The sequence below is a fragment of the Rhizobium sp. Root1204 genome, from assembly GCF_001424965.1.
GTDB lineage: Bacteria > Pseudomonadota > Alphaproteobacteria > Rhizobiales > Rhizobiaceae > Pararhizobium.
Genome location: NZ_LMCZ01000003.1, coordinates 1 through 15,836, shown reverse-complemented (window position 1 = coordinate 15,836; position 15,836 = coordinate 1). Strand labels below are relative to the sequence as shown.

General features: G+C 58.8%; 15 protein-coding genes and 2 pseudogenes. 10 read left to right on the top strand and 7 right to left on the bottom strand.

Annotated elements, in window-relative coordinates:
- The first annotated feature begins 24 nt into the window (after nt 1-24).
- The 5 genes from ASC96_RS04595 to ASC96_RS04575 are packed head-to-tail and all read left to right on the top strand — an operon-like array spanning nt 25 to nt 5,348.
- Complete coding sequence (locus ASC96_RS04595) at nt 25-1,251, top strand: FAD-dependent oxidoreductase (RefSeq protein ID WP_156397411.1); 1,227 nt, start codon at nt 25-27, stop codon at nt 1,249-1,251.
- A gap of 33 nt (nt 1,252-1,284) precedes the next feature.
- The gene (locus ASC96_RS04590) at nt 1,285-2,760 is read left to right on the top strand and encodes an aldehyde dehydrogenase family protein (RefSeq protein ID WP_060501858.1); all 1,476 of its coding nucleotides are present in this window, start codon (nt 1,285-1,287) and stop codon (nt 2,758-2,760) included.
- A gap of 10 nt (nt 2,761-2,770) precedes the next feature.
- A complete protein-coding gene (locus tag ASC96_RS04585) occupies nt 2,771-3,805 on the top strand; it encodes a proline racemase family protein (protein ID WP_060501856.1) in 1,035 nt (344 codons plus the stop codon).
- 10 nt (nt 3,806-3,815) lie between these two features.
- On the top strand, nt 3,816-4,574 hold the full coding sequence (locus tag ASC96_RS04580) for an SDR family oxidoreductase (protein WP_060501854.1): 759 nt from the start codon (nt 3,816-3,818) through the stop codon (nt 4,572-4,574).
- Between the two features lie 18 nt (nt 4,575-4,592).
- Nucleotides 4,593-5,348 carry an SDR family oxidoreductase gene (locus ASC96_RS04575; protein ID WP_060501853.1) on the top strand — a complete coding sequence of 252 codons (756 nt, stop codon included), beginning with the start codon at nt 4,593-4,595 and terminating at the stop codon, nt 5,346-5,348.
- Nucleotides 5,349-5,508: 160 nt separating this feature from the next.
- Here ASC96_RS04575 and ASC96_RS04570 read toward each other — a convergent pair whose 3' ends face one another.
- Nucleotides 5,509-5,832: a helix-turn-helix domain-containing protein gene (locus tag ASC96_RS04570; RefSeq protein WP_244481888.1), complete on the bottom strand. Its 324-nt coding sequence runs from the start codon at nt 5,830-5,832 to the stop codon at nt 5,509-5,511.
- Nucleotides 5,833-5,961: 129 nt separating this feature from the next.
- Between ASC96_RS04570 and ASC96_RS04565 the strand changes: the two genes are divergently transcribed.
- Nucleotides 5,962-6,555, top strand: coding sequence for an NAD(P)H-dependent oxidoreductase (locus ASC96_RS04565; RefSeq protein ID WP_060501848.1), 594 nt, complete (start codon nt 5,962-5,964; stop codon nt 6,553-6,555).
- 585 nt (nt 6,556-7,140) lie between these two features.
- Here ASC96_RS04565 and ASC96_RS04555 read toward each other — a convergent pair.
- The 4 genes from ASC96_RS04555 to ASC96_RS04540 form a co-directional block, all read right to left on the bottom strand.
- The gene (locus tag ASC96_RS04555) at nt 7,141-7,935 is read right to left on the bottom strand and encodes an alpha/beta fold hydrolase (RefSeq protein ID WP_348270793.1); all 795 of its coding nucleotides are present in this window, start codon (nt 7,933-7,935) and stop codon (nt 7,141-7,143) included.
- Nucleotides 7,936-8,388: 453 nt separating this feature from the next.
- Nucleotides 8,389-8,856, bottom strand: a complete 468-nt coding sequence (locus ASC96_RS04550) for a hypothetical protein (protein WP_060501841.1) — start codon at nt 8,854-8,856, stop codon at nt 8,389-8,391.
- Nucleotides 8,857-8,941: 85 nt separating this feature from the next.
- Nucleotides 8,942-9,796, bottom strand: a complete 855-nt coding sequence (locus tag ASC96_RS04545) for an NmrA family NAD(P)-binding protein (protein WP_060501839.1) — start codon at nt 9,794-9,796, stop codon at nt 8,942-8,944.
- A gap of 70 nt (nt 9,797-9,866) precedes the next feature.
- Entirely contained in the window at nt 9,867-10,724 is an 858-nt protein-coding gene (locus tag ASC96_RS04540; RefSeq protein WP_060501838.1) for a DUF3313 domain-containing protein, read from the bottom strand.
- A gap of 106 nt (nt 10,725-10,830) precedes the next feature.
- On the opposite strand from ASC96_RS04540, the gene ASC96_RS04535 reads away from it, so the two are divergent.
- Nucleotides 10,831-11,445 carry a TetR/AcrR family transcriptional regulator gene (locus tag ASC96_RS04535; RefSeq protein ID WP_060501836.1) on the top strand — a complete coding sequence of 205 codons (615 nt, stop codon included), beginning with the start codon at nt 10,831-10,833 and terminating at the stop codon, nt 11,443-11,445.
- Between the two features lie 229 nt (nt 11,446-11,674).
- On the opposite strand, the gene ASC96_RS04530 is transcribed toward ASC96_RS04535, so the two are convergent.
- Both ASC96_RS04530 and ASC96_RS04525 read right to left on the bottom strand, forming a co-directional pair.
- Nucleotides 11,675-11,887 (bottom strand): hypothetical protein, encoded by a 213-nt coding sequence (locus ASC96_RS04530; RefSeq protein ID WP_060501834.1) that lies wholly within the window; start codon nt 11,885-11,887, stop codon nt 11,675-11,677.
- 196 nt (nt 11,888-12,083) lie between these two features.
- Nucleotides 12,084-14,282 carry a methyl-accepting chemotaxis protein gene (locus tag ASC96_RS04525; protein WP_060501831.1) on the bottom strand — a complete coding sequence of 733 codons (2,199 nt, stop codon included), beginning with the start codon at nt 14,280-14,282 and terminating at the stop codon, nt 12,084-12,086.
- Between the two features lie 490 nt (nt 14,283-14,772).
- Between ASC96_RS04525 and ASC96_RS04520 the strand changes: the two genes are divergently transcribed.
- The 3 genes and pseudogenes from ASC96_RS04520 to ASC96_RS32450 all read left to right on the top strand — a co-directional run.
- A complete protein-coding gene (locus ASC96_RS04520; RefSeq protein ID WP_060502053.1) occupies nt 14,773-15,534 on the top strand; it encodes an SDR family NAD(P)-dependent oxidoreductase in 762 nt (253 codons plus the stop codon).
- A 98-nt stretch (nt 15,535-15,632) separates the two neighbouring features.
- Nucleotides 15,633-15,679: pseudogene (locus ASC96_RS33680) on the top strand (hypothetical protein); the annotation flags it as partial.
- Nucleotides 15,680-15,738: 59 nt separating this feature from the next.
- Nucleotides 15,739-15,836, top strand: a pseudogene (locus ASC96_RS32450) (aldehyde dehydrogenase family protein); the annotation flags it as partial.

Here is a 15,836-nt window from a genome sequence, read left to right as displayed (position 1 = left end):
GCGAGGTTGGTCGTGTCATCCATCATGGTCGTTGGTGCCGGAATTATCGGCACCACCATTGCCTACCAACTCCAGCGCCGCGGCGAGACCGTCACCCTCCTGGACAGGGATGAGCCCGGCAGAGGCGCATCCTATGGCAACATGGCGAGCATTGCGGTGACCGAGTTCATGCCCGCTTCGCGCCCTGGCATATGGGCGCAGATGCCGAAGTGGCTCCTCGATCCGGAAGGCCCTGTCCGCGTCCGGCCGGGATATATGCCAAAGCTTCTGCCATGGTTCCTGCGGTTCCTGGCAGCCAGTCGCCCGTCAAAGCTGCGGGAGCTGGAATCGGCGGGCGCCGCGCTGTGCGGGCGCGTGTACGAGGACCTTGACGCCCTGTTGAAGGAAACCGGGCTCGAACACATGCTGAGCGCCGAAGGGTGCCTGAGCCTCTACACGGACGAAGCCGAATTCCGCGCCGACCGCCAGCATATCGAAATCCTCAAGCGGTTCGGGTTCAGGCATGAGATCCTCGGCGGCAACGCCATTCGGGACCTTGAGCCGGCGCTGACGAGGAAGATCGGCAAGGCCGTGCTCTTTCCCGACAACCGGTCCGTCGCCGATCCCTACAAGCTGGTGATTGCCCTGACGGAGAAATTCCGGTTTCTGGGTGGCGTCATTGTGCGGGGCGCGGTTGAAGGTTTCGATCATCAGGACGACAGCGTCTCCACCGTGACGCTGGGCGATGGGCGCGCGCTGAAGGCCGACAAGATCGTTCTCGCTGCCGGCGCATTTACCGCCCGGCTTTCCGCCCTTCTGGGGGAACACATACCGCTTGAAACCGAACGCGGATACCATACGCAGATCATGGATCCCGGCGTTTCGATGCGTCATTCGATCATCTGGCCGGCCCGTGCCTTCATGGTCACGCCGACGGCGGGCGGCATTCGCGTCGGCGGTACGGTCGAGATGGCCGGCCTCGATGCTCCTCCCGACTATCGCCGTGCGAAGGTATTGGTGAAGCGCGCGAAGGAAGCCTTGCCAGACCTTCAGGCGAGACAGGCGACGGAATGGATGGGCCATCGACCGGCATTGCCCGACACCGTCCCGGTCATGGGAGGCTCCGCCAGGCACCGGAACGTCTGGTACGCAACAGGTCACGGACACCTCGGCCTTACCTATGCCGCCACGACGGGCCGGCTGATGGCCGATCTCATTACGGGCGTCGACCCGCCCGTGGACATGAAACCTTACCGCGTCGACCGTTTCTGAGAACGGCGCAGAATCAAGGCAAAAGGGAAAGACATGCGCAACGAACTCTACATCGACGGCCAATGGGTCAAGCCTGTCAAGGGCGGCACGTGCGACGTCATCAATCCAGCTACTGAAGAGCTGATCCAGACGATCTCGGCCGCCACCGCCGAGGATGTCGACATCGCCGTCAAGGCAGCGCGCCGCGCTTTTGACAGGGATGGCTGGCCCAAACTGACCGGGGCGCAGCGAGCCAAATACCTTCGCGCGATCGCCGACGGGATCCGGGCCAGGCAGTCCGAGATCGCCAAATTGGAGGTCCTCGACAATGGCAAGCCCTTTCCGGAGGCCGATTGGGACATCGCCGACGCCGCAGGATGCTTCGACTTCTATGCAGGCCTTGCCGAGGAACTCGACAAAAATGCGGAAGAAGTGATCGCGCTTGCTGATGACCGCTTCACCTCGAAGGCCGTCAAGGAGCCGATCGGCGTCGCAGGGGCAATCATTCCCTGGAATTATCCCCTGCTGATGGCGGCCTGGAAGGTCGCCCCGGCGCTGGCTGCGGGTTGCACGGTCGTTCTGAAGCCCGCAGAGCAGACGTCGCTCACAGCGCTCGAACTTGCCGCCGTAGCCGACGAGATCGGGCTACCCGCGGGCGTACTGAACATCGTGACAGGGGCCGGATTGGTGGCCGGCCAGGCGATCGTCGATCACAAGGGGGTCGACAAGCTGGCCTTCACCGGGTCGGGTCCGGTCGGCTCGAAAATCATGGCCGCCGCCGCCCGCGACATCAAGCGTGTGAGCCTGGAGCTTGGCGGTAAGTCGCCCTTTGTGGTGTTCGACGATGTCGACATCGAGCAGGCGGTCGAATGGATCATGTTTGGCATCTTCTGGAATCAGGGACAGGTTTGCTCCGCGACCTCGCGTGTCCTCGTTCATGAAGCGATTTACGAAGCCCTGCTGGCGCGCCTCATCGAAGAGACGGAGAAGATCACGATCGGCAACGGCATGGATGACGGCGTCCTTCTCGGACCGCTGGTATCCAAGCGTCAGCACGAGCAGGTTGTCGCCGCGATCGAGGGCGCCAGCAAGGCAGGGGCGATCGTTGCATGCGGCGGAACCCGGCCGGAAGGCTTCGACAAGGGGTACTATCTTCGCCCGACAATCCTGACCGACGTCCCCCTCGACAGCGACGCCTGGGTGGAGGAGATCTTCGGTCCGGTCGTGTGCGTCAAGCCGTTCAAGACGGAAGAGGAGGCGATCGATCTGGCGAACGACTCCCGCTTCGGACTTGCCGCCGCCGTCATGTCGAAGGATGACATCCGCGCCGAGCGCGTGGCCGCGGCCTTCCGGGCGGGCATCGTCTGGATCAACTGTTCGCAGCCGACCTTCACGGAAGCGCCCTGGGGCGGCTACAAGGAATCCGGCATCGGTCGCGAACTCGGACGCTGGGGACTGGAAAACTATCTCGAGACCAAGCAGATCACCAAATACGTCACGGACAAGCCGTGGGGCTGGTATATCAAGTAGAGGTTGCCCGATGCTTTTCAAAAGATCCCTCGACATACTGCTCGTGCACTGCCAGGGCGAACTCGGCCATGTCCTCGTCGGGGGCGCTGCAGAGATTCCCGGCGCAACCATGCTCGACAAGATGAATCATGTTAATACGGTGGACGACAGCCTCCGCCGTTTCGTCACGTTCGAGCCGCGCGCGAATGTCGCCATGTCGGTGAACCTGCTCGTGCCTCCGACGCGTCCCGACGCCGATGCTGGCTTCATCGTCCTGCAGGCCGACCGCGCCCATCCGATGTCGGGCAGCAACTGTATCTGTGTCGTCACCGCTCTGCTGGAGAGCGGACGGATATCGATGCAGGAGCCGGAGACGACGGTTCGGCTCGACACTCCGGCCGGCCTCATCGTTGCTCGCGCGCGCTGTGAGAACGGCCGCTGCCTGAGCGTCAGCCTCGATAACGTGGCGTGCTTTGCCGAATTGCTCGACCGTGAGCTCGACACACCGGTCTGGGGCAGCATCAAGGTCGATGTCGCCTTCGGCGGGGTCTACTATGCATTGGTCGATGTCAACCAAATCGGTCTGACGATCGAGCCGGGAAATGCGCATGCGCTTGCCGAGGCCGGAATAGAGCTGAGACGGCTTCTTGCCAAACAGATCGATGTCGCCCACCCCACGCTTCCCGGCGTGAACGAGATCGCTTACGTGATGTTCCGCGACCAGGAGCCGGACGGCGCCGTTCGGACGTGCACGACGCTCCAGCCAGGCCGGGTTGATCGCTCCCCTTGCGGCACGGGCAGTTCGGCCAACCTGGCCACTCTTTACGCGCGAGGCATGGTATCCCCGGGCGACGGGCGCATATCGCGCTCCATCATCGGCGGAGAGTTTTTGGCGGAAGTGATAGGCGAGGCCGAAATTGGTGGACGCAAGGCCATCCTGCCGCGCATTACCGGTCGCGGCTATGTGTATGGACGTTCCGAGCTGCGCCTTTCGGACGACGACCCGTTTGCAACGGGGTTCGCACTGTCCGACACCTGGGGACCACAGGTCGGTCTGTTAAAATGAGGACAGATCGATGAGCACTTCGCTTGAAGGGAAGACAATCCTGGTGACAGGCGCATCCGGTGGGATAGGTGCGGCAATCATTGAGCGGCTGGCAGTCGAGGGCGCCCGTCCGATCATTCACTATGGTCGCGATAAAGACGGGGCGGAGGCGCTTCTCGCCCGTATCGGCGGTGACGGATTGACCGTGCAAGCAGACCTTTCGACGTCGGACGGTCCCTTCGAACTCTGGCGCAAGGTTATCGGCGACGCAGGACGGGTGCATGGACTTGTCAACAATGCCGGGATCCGTATGGAAACTTCGGTCGACGCCTCGCCCGAGGACTGGAAAGCCGCGTGGCAGAAGGAATTCCAGATCAATTTCTTTGCGGCTGCGGATCTTTCCAAGGAGGCCATCCGCCATTTCAAGGCGAACGGCGGGGGTCGCATCGTCAATATGGCAAGCCGAGCGGGTCAGCGTGGCTACGCGGCCGATGCGATGCCCTACGGGGCGACCAAGGCTGCGCTTGTCAACTTGACGAAGTCCATCGCCCGCAGCTTCGGGCAGGACGGCGTGACGGCGATCGCAATCGCTCCAGGCTGGGTGCGCACGGATATGGCGGAAGACTTTATCGCCACCCACGGGAAGGCAGCGGCCGTCGCCGACATTCCGATCGGCGAGATGGCTACCCCGTCGGAAATAGCCGAACTCGTGGCGTTCGTGCTGCGTCCAACACAAGCCTCGCTTAATGGCGCGACACTCGACGTTAACGGCGGAAGCTACCTTCGATAATTGCAAGACGGAGATGTCATGAAACGGTTTGAAGACAAGGTTGCGATCGTTACCGGTGCCGGCGGCGGAATAGGGTCGGCGATCGCGCGCCGCTTGTCTGCGGAAGGGGCGCTCGTCATTATCACCGACGTGAACGCCGAAGCCGCCGCGCAAACAGCAAACCTCATTGAGGCAGAAGGTGGTGCGGCAATCGCGATCGCTGCCGACATATCGAAAAAGGCTGCATGCTTCGACCTGATCAACAAGGTCTTCAGCCTGAAAAGCCGGATAGACGTACTGGTCAATAACGCTGGCATCAACCGGCGCGGTAACCTGTTGTCACTGTCGGACGAGGACTGGGACATCAGCTTCACCGTCAATCTGGATTCAATGTTTCACCTGTGCCGTGCTGTCCTTCCGCACATGATCGGTGCGGGTGGAGGCGCCGTTGTCAACACCGCATCGCAGTGGGGACTTTATCCAGCGCCGAACCACATCGCGTACAATACCACGAAGGCCGCCGTCGCGGCTTTCACGCAGAATCTCGCGCGTGACTACGCTCCGGATAAGGTTAGGGTCAACGCAGTCTGCCCCGGTGAGATCCATACCCCCATGCTGGAAGCGGGTGTGAAGCGGTCGGGCCGCACCATCGCCGATCTGAACAAGCTCGTGCCATTTGGGCGTATCGGTAAGCCCGAAGAAGTCGCGGCGCTCGTCGCGTTTCTGGCGTCCGATGAGGCGGCGTTTATGTGCGGATCGTTGGTCGAGATTACAGGAGGCCAGGCTGTAGCCTAGTGAATCCGCCATAACGCAGAAGCAGCAACCTTGAACTACGTAAACTTCGCTATGTCACAGGGTTCGAACGGTCTTCGAACCTATTCCAGACCACCGTCTAAACAGTCTTGTTAGGAACCGAGGATGGGATCAAACTACGATACCGACATTCGAGAGTTTATCATTCAGTCGTGCGGCGTCGGGCATATGCGGCTCGCGCCGCATCCATGCGCGTGGAGTTTGCAACGACCCATTCGGCTAAGCCCCGAACAGGATCCAGGAACTCCCGCCCGAGATCCGTCAGCGCATATTCCACCTGAGGCGGGTTGACGGGCGTGACGGTCCGGGAGACGAAACCATTCTCCTCAAGTTCACGAAGCGTCGATGCCAGCACCTTCTGGCTGATTTCGCCCACCTCGCGACGCAGTGCGTTGAAGCGCAGCGGCCCATGACCCAGCACACGCACGACCAGCAGCGTCCACTTATCGCTGATCCGCGCGAGCATCCGGCTGATGTGATCGCAGGTGGCGGTATCCTCGTGGTTATCTGGTTTCAACAAAGTGCCTCCTTGTCCGATCCCACAAACAATACGTAATCTGGTTACTATTGGAAACCGGCATACAGGAGATTAACTTTGAATTCTAACCCCCGGATCGCCATTATCATCGGTTCAACTCGACCGACTAGATTTGCCGACACGCCAGCACAATGGATATTGAAACAGGCTCAGGCGCGCACTGATATGGACGTGGAACTAATCGATCTGCGCGATCACCCGCTCCCCTTTTTCGACGAGATGGCATCGAACATGTGGATGCCGAGCCAGAACCCGGAAGCAGTCCGTTGGCAGGAAACTGTCGGACGCTACGACGGCTATATCTTCGTCGTCGCAGAATATAACCACTCGATTACAGCCGTTCTCAAGAACTCGCTCGATCAAGCCTACAAGGAATGGGTTCGCAAGCCCTTCACCGCTATCGGCTATGGTGGAACTGGCGCCGCGCGCGCGGTCGAACATCTTCGGGGGATCGGGGTGGAACTGCAAATGGTTTCTACGCATGCCGCTGTCCATATCGGCGGCGGCGATTTCATGGCCATTCATCCGGCCTTCGGAAAAAAGCCGATAGCGGAGATCGAAGCGAACCTACTGCCGGCGGCAAAAACAGCGCTGGACGAACTGGTCTGGTGGGCCAAGGCGACGATGGCGGCAAAGGCGGCCGAGGTCTGATCGGAGGTACGTGGGACTGCCCAGCGCCGGCGGAAGCCTTGGGTGGCTAGGCAATGATCGTAACCGGCGTATTCGAGACGTCAAGCTCAGCAGCCCGAACAGGGCTGCTGGTCCGATACCCATCAGGCAACACTAAAATCCAAACCTGTCTTCTCACTCGCCGAGCGATTTCCGACAATAGAATTCCTGACACGACCACCATTAGGGTGAGACGCTGGTCATCGACACGGTGCGCGAGACCGTCGAGCGCTTCAGGGCGATCTGGGAGGCGGAGAAGAAGAACCTCCCGATGGCGGCCAACGTTGTTGCAGCGATTGACGAGCATGCCCCCCAAAGTCGAACTGTACCGCGAGTTAGCTGGGACGGCATAAGGTGGATGCAGTTAAAGTATCGCCCCATCCGGAGATGACGCCTTTGCAGACAGGGCTTGATGCTGCCGGCACCGCGCCCCGAAAAACGCGCAGGGGCGACGACCACGACGCATGTCATCCGGCAAGAACAATAGGAGTGAGCCGGGTGTTTTCTTCCCCCGAGTAGTGCCGAGGGCAGGTGCTTTATTCAATGCGTCTTCCTCCGTCGGGGAGATCACTTCGGTGTTGCTGCCGAGACCGTCACTATCTTTCCCACCAACCTGAACGGACTCGCCACCGCGATGGCAGCCGCATCAAAAACGAAAGCGCCGACCTCGGCGGGGGACGCGCCTTGTTGACTTTTGAAAGAAGCAAATTGAGGCTCGAGCCCGGCCAGGTTGGCAAAACGGTTGTGCCCGGTTTCGTCCGGTCCCGGCAATGCCGTTATGTCGATTACTCTTAGACGGTACTTCTGCGCAGCCTGCGTCACTGCTGGATCGTTGATATCCAGGCGACCGGCCCGTTGTCTATCGCTCCCAAACAAGCTCGATACAAGAAGCGCCCTATCGTCCTTTGAGACAAATAGCGTCAAAGGCGCGACCATTGGCCCGATCGTTTCAAGCTGACGAAGGAATACGTCGGTGTCGATGTCCGGCGCCGCCAAAAAAACAGCAAGTCGTTTGAGTACGTCCTCACGGCCGTTAAGCTTCAACTGTCGAAGGGCCTCCATGATGAGGAAACCTCCCATGCTATGCCCGAACAGGATGATCGGTTTTCCACCCGGTTGCGCGGCCAACGACGAGATCACTGATACGAGATCGTCCCGCGAGTACAGTGCTGCATCCCTGTCGGCGATATAGCCGGCAAGAGTACCCTCCGATGGCCAGGAGAACAGAACCGGGCTACCCTTGATCTTCGCGTCGACGGCGATTTGTGCGAGCCGAAAGAGGCCCTCCTGATAGGTGTAGTTATAGCCGTGCACAAAGAGGCCGACCGGACCATCTTTGACCGGCCTGCCTGCGGTCGCCATAAATTGCCTTTCGTCGACGGTTTTTCGCTCGATGACAACGAAGTCCCGGCGAGCATCGGGTGTGGTTTTCGGCCACTCGATGGAAGACGTCCTGTGCGTAGGTGGAATCGAAACAACATACTTCTCGAACGTCAGGGAGCGACTGCGGCCACTTCCGAAGCCCTGCCCGTGTTTGATCCTGTTGGTAGCAGCGAATAAAGTGAGTTGCCGCGCGCCCCCGGCCCCGTCATTCGGTTGAAGGACGGAGGCAGTGGGTCGCGTCGCACAGGCCGTGAGTTCAAGGGCCAAGAGGGCGATAAGGGAAATACGCGACCCTCGCGTTTTCCAAGGATATGTGAAGATGGCTCTCATTGATCCTGCTCAATGTCGTCTCGCGTGCAAGCACAAAGTGGTGGCTGACTATCTCGATCCTCGTGGGTCACGACTGGAGCCGCTCCATGGTCGTTTCAAGAATCAAGTCTTTGCGCACTTGGGAGCGAGGCCTTCCAGCAAGGACTTGAAGGGTTTCGACCGCTTGGTCGTTACTTTGAGAGCAAGGCCATCGCCCGCTGGGGATACGATCATTTCCGTTCTTGCCGGACGGGGCTCGGTAAGTGCCCTTATCCTGGCAAGAAACGCCTTGCTGTCGAATTGCTTGGATGATTTCATCAAACCGTCCCGCGAAGGAGAAGAGTGAAAAAACACCTCGAGATTGACGACCGGTATGGATCGGATGTTTCTGACGATGTCGATGTCCGGACGCGTGGTGATGGCAAGACAATGTGCTTGGGTGGACAGGGCTGACGCAACGTCCGCAATGGATGATATCACCGTCGATCGATAGCCATGTTCAGCCAGTCTCGCAGCGATCACGTCACCAGCCCCCACTGGCAGGAAGATCAAAACGGGTTCCTGCGGGGGGCTTTGCGAAAGTCGGGTCATCGTCGATCCTCTCAGCGCCCCATTAACATGGGAGCGCCTGTGTGTGCCGGCTGTTCAGCTTTTTGAATGGGGGTAATGGCGGCGCTCACGCCGCGCTCGCAAAGGCCGCCAAGGTGGTCGCCGACGCACCGAGCTCGTCGCAGGTTTCCCGCGCCTCAAAAGTCTCGTTGTTATGAATGTTGACTTCCGCCATTTTCGCCACGACGCCAATCGACGGGATCAGATAGCCGAGAAGTCTGATGATCTTGAACGGCGTCGAACCAATCGTGAGCTGCCGCTTCCCGTAGTTTCTCGCGAACTCTTCCGCAGCTTCTCGCATCGTAAATGCTTGCGGGCCCTGCGCCGCATACTCCTTGTTCAACGACACATCGCTCCTGAATGCCGCTGCAACCAGTTTCGCGTAATCCGCGGCCGCAATCCAATACGATTTGTTGTCAATTGGATGACTGAGAATCCGCACTTTGCGGCCCATGATCATGCCGTGAAAGAAATTTTCCATGAAATTGGACGCGTAGAAGATCGTGTAGGCCAATCCGGATTGCTTGACGGCATCGATCCCGCCCTTCTTGTCGCAATAAACCCACCAGTCTCCTCGATAATTTCTCGCCAGGAACGATGACAGGAACACGACATGACCAATGTCCAACTCCTTGGCGACCTTCAATATATTGTCAATCCCGTGTTTCTCGGCGTTAAAGCGGGGGTTCATATTCTTGTTGGACACGCTGATATAGATGCCGTCTGCACCGTCCATCGCTTTCCTCAAGGCCGCCAGATTCTGCAGGTCACCTTTTACGAACGTCACGCCTGAGGGAAGGGCGTGTCTTGCGTCCTCGACATCCCGGACAAGGGCGGTGACATCATAACCGGAATTCACCAGTTGCACGGTTACGGGCTTTCCCAGCATGCCCGTGGCGCCGAACACCGTTATTTTCTTCATTGTTGTCTCCTGACGACCGTTTTATGAGAAGAACGGTTTCCCATTTTTTTCGACGTTGATCGAACCCGGCTTATTGCGTTGTCGACACAGCACCCGTTCTCGACGTGGCACCCTTGTCGGACCATTCCGGAGGAAGCCCGATGCCGCCTGCGACGATGCCGGTCAGCCCCGGATTGCGACCGAAGGATTCGCAGGCGACAAATTTAGGCCTGCCGCCGAGAGAGGTGCCGAGTTTTTTGAGCGAGGGGAGTTTTCCCAGCTTCCCGAACGGTGTTTCACCCATCACGAGCAGCCCGCTGAAGTCCGCGCCGAATGCCGAAGCCAGATCGTAGGCATCGCCGACTTCCGAAACCTTTGGGGAACTTGCCAGAGCGTTGGCGCCTCGTCCCCAGAGCATTGCGGCATCCTGCTTGCCCGTAGCGTCCGTTGCTTCCGCCTCGATCGATAGGCTGCCCAGTCCGATAGGGATACGGGGCACTGGAATCCCGTTGGCACCGAGAGCCGAGGGAATGAACCCCACGACCTTCGAAGCTGCCGCAGCCAGCTTGTCCGTGGCGGTTGCATGCGTCACCGTCGCATGGATAGTGAGGTCCGCAGGGGCGCCGCTGTCGACTACCGAAAATCGATCGCTCAGGCCTATGCACAATGAACGGTCCACGACATTTGCAACCAGCATACGCTGCGTTTGGGACAGCTTCGGTGCCGCGCGATCGGAAAACATAGTCGAGACGATACGCACTGTCCTGGCGGAGAGCACCTTTGCCCGGTCGACGCGAAGCCGTGATCTGGTGACGACCCCGTCTGACCGAGCGAGGTTCTCATAGGACGACAACGTCCCACCTTCGGTCATTGGTGCGGTGGCGCAAGCCGTGAGAACCATCAGCGTCATTATCGCCGACGCCCCGCCCAATCCCTTGACCCTGTTCATCCTGATGCCGCGCCTTCACAATTAGAGTGATCGCTCTATTTATTTCCATCTTGGCCTCTCCGTCAAGGTAAGATAGAGTGATTGCTCTATTTTTGAGGGATGGGGAATGAGAACGGTCGATACCGTCAAGCATGAGAAAAAGCGGCGGGAGATCCTCGACGCGTCCGAACGCTGTTTCGCGCGCGATGGTTTCCAGGGAGCCAGTATCGCTAAGATTTGCGCTGAAGCGGGTATCAGCCCGGGCCACCTTTATCACTACTTCGCGAGCAAGGAGGAAATCATCGCCGCGATTGCGGAAATGCAGCTTGAAGACACGCGCTTTTATTTTGAGCATATGTTCCAGGGTGCAAATGCCATCGATACCCTGATTTCCGAAATCGGGCGCAATGTGACATGCCAACAACCGGACAAGGGAAGTCTGTTTTTTGATCTAGTCGCCGAAGCGAGCCGAAACCCGGCTTTGGCCAGCATCGTTCTGGAGAAAAACCGGACTACATGTAAGCTCCTTGCCGATCTGCTACGCAGATGTCAGTTGCGCGGCGAGATCGATCCGGATCTTGACCCGGACGCGGCGGCGGCGCTGCTGTTCGATCTGTTCAACGGCTTGAGAACCTGGTCGCTGCGTGATCCGGAGCTTGACTTGGGCAGGAGCGTCGATCTCTTCCGCTTGATGGTAGCCCGTTTTCTGACACCGTCTCGACGACCATCGTTGCAGGGATGAAGCATGTCATGGTTGCCAGACTCGTCGAACTCACGGATTGTCTCGGCCGAGGACGAATTGGGCCGATGATGAGGCCCCGCGGCTCGGGAATGTTCGCGAGACCATGCGGGAAACGTGTCAAGCGCCCAAGGCGGGTAATCGGTATACCTTCCGCACCGCTTTCAGGCGTCAGCCCGCCACTGGCGACGATGGCACCGCTGTAATGCCGCCGCACCTGCACCACACCTGATCAAGTTCGAAGACGCCGAACATGGCGTTCTGGTCCGCTGCGTGCAAATAGCCCGCGCCCACCGTATCGAGTTAGCGCCGGGTCGGGATCCTGCGCGTCGTTGTAGCTGGCGAGCGAAGAGACCCGGACGCCGATGCGGCTGGCCGGCACCTCGGCGGCGATGGCCGCGAATGCCTCCATGTTGAAGCGCGCGGTTTTCCAACGTACCGCCATACGCCCTCATCAGTCTGTTCGCCTAGAGCGATGACGGTGGCAGAGCAACGAACTGACGTGCCTTAGTCGTTTTGGTGGCATCAGCCTTCGCCGCCTATAGCACGACGTTTTGAGGCCGCCGCAGGGTGGCCTTGTGCAACAACCAATACCGGGACATGTCCCGGCATTGGTCGCTCTTCTGCGGAAACCTTGCTGCTCAACTCGCCATGGCATAGCTCTGGCTGTCAAGGCTCTGCTGCTTCCAGCTTCTCTCACTGATGCGGAAGCGAGCAATCATCTCAGCCAGAGTGTCGGTCTCATGGGCAAGGCCCTGCGCGGCCGCGGTGGTTTCTTCTACCATTGCGGCGTTCTGTTGCGTTACCTTGTCCATCTGATCGGCAGCAGAAGAAACCTCACGCAGGCTGGAAGCCTGTTCGCGGGCGCTGATCGCGATGTCGCTGATTGTGCTGCTCATCGCCACGACTTGGCCGACAATCTCCTTCAACGATGTGCCGGATTCAGACACGAGTTGAACGCCTGCCTCGACCTGAGTTGATGAGGTGGAGATAAGCGTTTTGATTTCCTTTGCAGCTTGCGCGGAACGCTGGGCAAGCTCACGCACCTCCTGCGCAACGACGGCAAAGCCTTTGCCGGCCTCGCCCGCGCGAGCCGCCTCGACGCCTGCGTTAAGCGCGAGCAGGTTCGTCTGAAAAGCGATCTCATCGATGACGCTTATGATGTTGCCTATCTTGGCGGAGGAACCCTGTATCTCGGTCATGGCCGAAATGGCGCGAGTGACAATCTCGCCGCCCTTTTCAGCATTGACGCGGGCCGTGGCGACGGTACCCTGGGCGCGACTTGCACCTTCTGCCGTGCCATTCACGCCGCGGGTCACATCACTGAGAGCCGCAACGGTTTCTTCGAGTGAAGCAGCCTGTTGCTCAGTGCGCCGCGCGAGATCGTTGGAAGCTGTAGAGATTTCCCCAAGGCCAGAGCGGATTGTGGCAACTGCATTGATCACGCTTCGGATCGCGTCTTCTAGCGAGGAGACAGAGCTGTTGAAGTTCTGTCGAATGATTTCGAATTCCGGCGCCACGCTTTCTTTCATGCGTACTGTCAGATCGCCCGCCGCAAGGGCGTCAAAGCCGTTCTGAACCAGATAGACGAAGCGGCGCAGGTCCTCGGCCTTAGCGTTGTCTACATCCGCCTGACGTTGCCGCTGGCTTTCGACATGCCTTTGCAGTTCTTCCTGTTCGACCTTAGCTGCTTCACCACTGGCGAGATCCTGACGGAATTTCTCCAGAGCGGTGGTCAATGTTCCTAGATCGTCGGTTCGGTTGCGGCTATCGATCACGTCTGAATAGTTGCCAGCGCTCATCCTTTTCACGCCGGCAAGGACTGCAGCCAGCGGCCTCCCGATGATCGAACGCGATGCAAGCTGGATGGCTGCGAGCGCCACGATGAGGATGATCAGGCCTCCAACGAGGGCGCTGCGGATCTGGCTCCAGACCGGATCGGTAAAGGTAGAGCCGGGAACATCGAGGACGGCGGCCCAGGTCGTGTTCATGCCGGGCGCGGTGAACGGGTAGATCAACCGAACCACACCATTCGGCATGTCCCTGACGACCTGCATCTTGCCATCTGACAATGCTTGCTGCACTTGATCTGCACCCGGATCGGCGTATGGCTTCATCAAGCTGTTCTTGTCGGGGTTTGCAAGCCAGTTTCCGTTATTGGCAAGCAGCATGACGTGTCCGCCGCCAAAGGGGCGCATCTCGCCGAGCGCACCCGTCAGGTCGTCAAGTTTAATGTCGACGCCAGCTAGCGCAACCATTTGACCGTCTATTCTAATAGGTACGGATACAGTCGTCACGAGCTGCTTGAGATTTGACGTAAATGGCGAAGTAATGACGGATTTGCCCGTTCTGACAGGCGTCGCGTAGAATTCCCAGTCCGGTGAAATGGAAAAGCTTGAAAACCCCACTTTGCCGTCAAGGCCCTTGGCCCAGTATGCTGCAAAATTCCCCTCCGGATTGAGGCCTTCCGGCCCAGAGAGCGGCTTCGGACTCTTGTTGCCGACAACGTCACACATCCAGGCGCCATTGACGCTCTCGTATTGTGGCGGGATCGTTTTCAGCAAGGCGATAATATCGCTGCGCTTGCGTGAACCTTCCTCGATATAGCCCGTCAGACCGCCGGCAAGGGTTGCTGCAGCAGACGTTGCCTGCGCAATATTCTTTGCGAGCTCCTGCGTGACCCCCGATGCTTTCTCGGTGGCGAGCACCATGACTGCCCTTTCAGTCTGAAGCTTGGTGTTCCAAGCAGCGATGGCCGTGTAAGCCGCAAAAATAACCGTAATGGCCACACCGGTCGTAAACACAAGTTTGGCCGAAACGGTCCCAAGAAAATGTTTCATGCGAGAGGCTCCCACTCTTGACTCTTTCGGCAATTTGCAGCGAAATACTTAACTAGTTAATAATAATGCTTGAGAGGAAATCGTTTTTCGGATCGCAAGGTCATCATCATGCGATCCGCCGGACAGGAGAACGGTTTCGTGACAAGTATGGTTATGCCGGTGGGATCATGATTTTGGCGCAATGGACTGTCGCCTGCAGTCATGCGAAATGGCACTCTTGGACAGGCAATCTATTTACAAAAATGAGAAGTTCACGCGACTTGAGAGGTTGTCCCGATGGGTCGAACATCGTCGTTAGCGACGAACAGCGCGAAGGGCCTTCGCCGGCATTTGGCGCCAGCGGCGAGGTTGAATCGCGACGTCGACAAAGGACGCACTAATCGATCAAGCCTTCCGTCGGAGGAGCCCCAGTACTTCCCTGGCTGTGGTCAAATTCATGGTGGCGCGCTTTGTGACGCCAATGAAATCGCATTTTGAATTGGAGGACGGCATGAGCTTCGATCTTGGCATAACCGGAAAAACCGCTTTCGTAACGGGGGGCGCGTCAGGCATCGGTGCGGTGCTTTGCCGGACCCTGGCAATCCTCGGAGCAAGTGTCGCTGTTGCCGACCGCGACATGGAAGGCGCAGAACGAGTGTGTTCCGAATTGAAGGCCATGGGGCAGAAGGCGCTGGCTGTCGAACTCGATGTAAGCGATCGCGCGTCGGTAGCGAAGGCGATCAACGCGACCGTTGAGCAATTGGGGCCGCTTGAGCTTGCCGTGAACAACGCTGGAATCGCCACGCCGCGAGGGCCGCTGCACGAGCAAAGCCCGGATGACTGGGATTTGTGCCTTGCCGTCAACCTTTCAGGGGTATTCAACTGCATGCGCTCGCAGGTCATCGAGATGCTCGCACACGGGAAGGGTGGGGCGATCGTGAACCTTTCATCTATTTGCGGTGTGATCGCGGTCGCGAATACTTCGGCCTACACAGCCGCGAAGCATGGCGTCGCAGGGCTCACCAAAACTGCGGCTCTGGATTACGCGGAGAAGGGCATCAGAATCAACGCAGTAGCGCCAGGCTATGTCGACACCCCTCTGATGGCGGTTCGGCCTCAGGCCGAACGAGATCTTGTCGCCCAACGTCATCCGATGCAGCGCATGGCAACGCCGCAGGAAATCGCCGACATGATCGTCTTTCTGCTTTCTGATCGTGCGAGTTTCGTCACAGGTTCGGTCCAGTTGGCCGACGGCGGATACACCGCCCGCTGAGTCCCAATGAAGGGGCTTCCGTGCGGTGCTGTTTGGAGAACCGATTGTGACGCTCCCGCCTGGACTCTGAAAGACACGGTAGCCCGTGACCACATCGGTTGCGGTTCGGCGGTGTCAAGCTTTCGGGTCTTGGCCGGGAGGGATCGAAGTACGGTCTCGAGGAATTTCTGGAAATCAAATACGTCTGCCTTGGCGGCGTTGTGGTTCGGCGGTGTCAAGCTTTCGGGTCTTGGCCGGGAGGGATCGAAGTACGGTCTCGAGGAATTTCTGGAAATCAAATACGTCTGCCTTGGCGGCGTTGT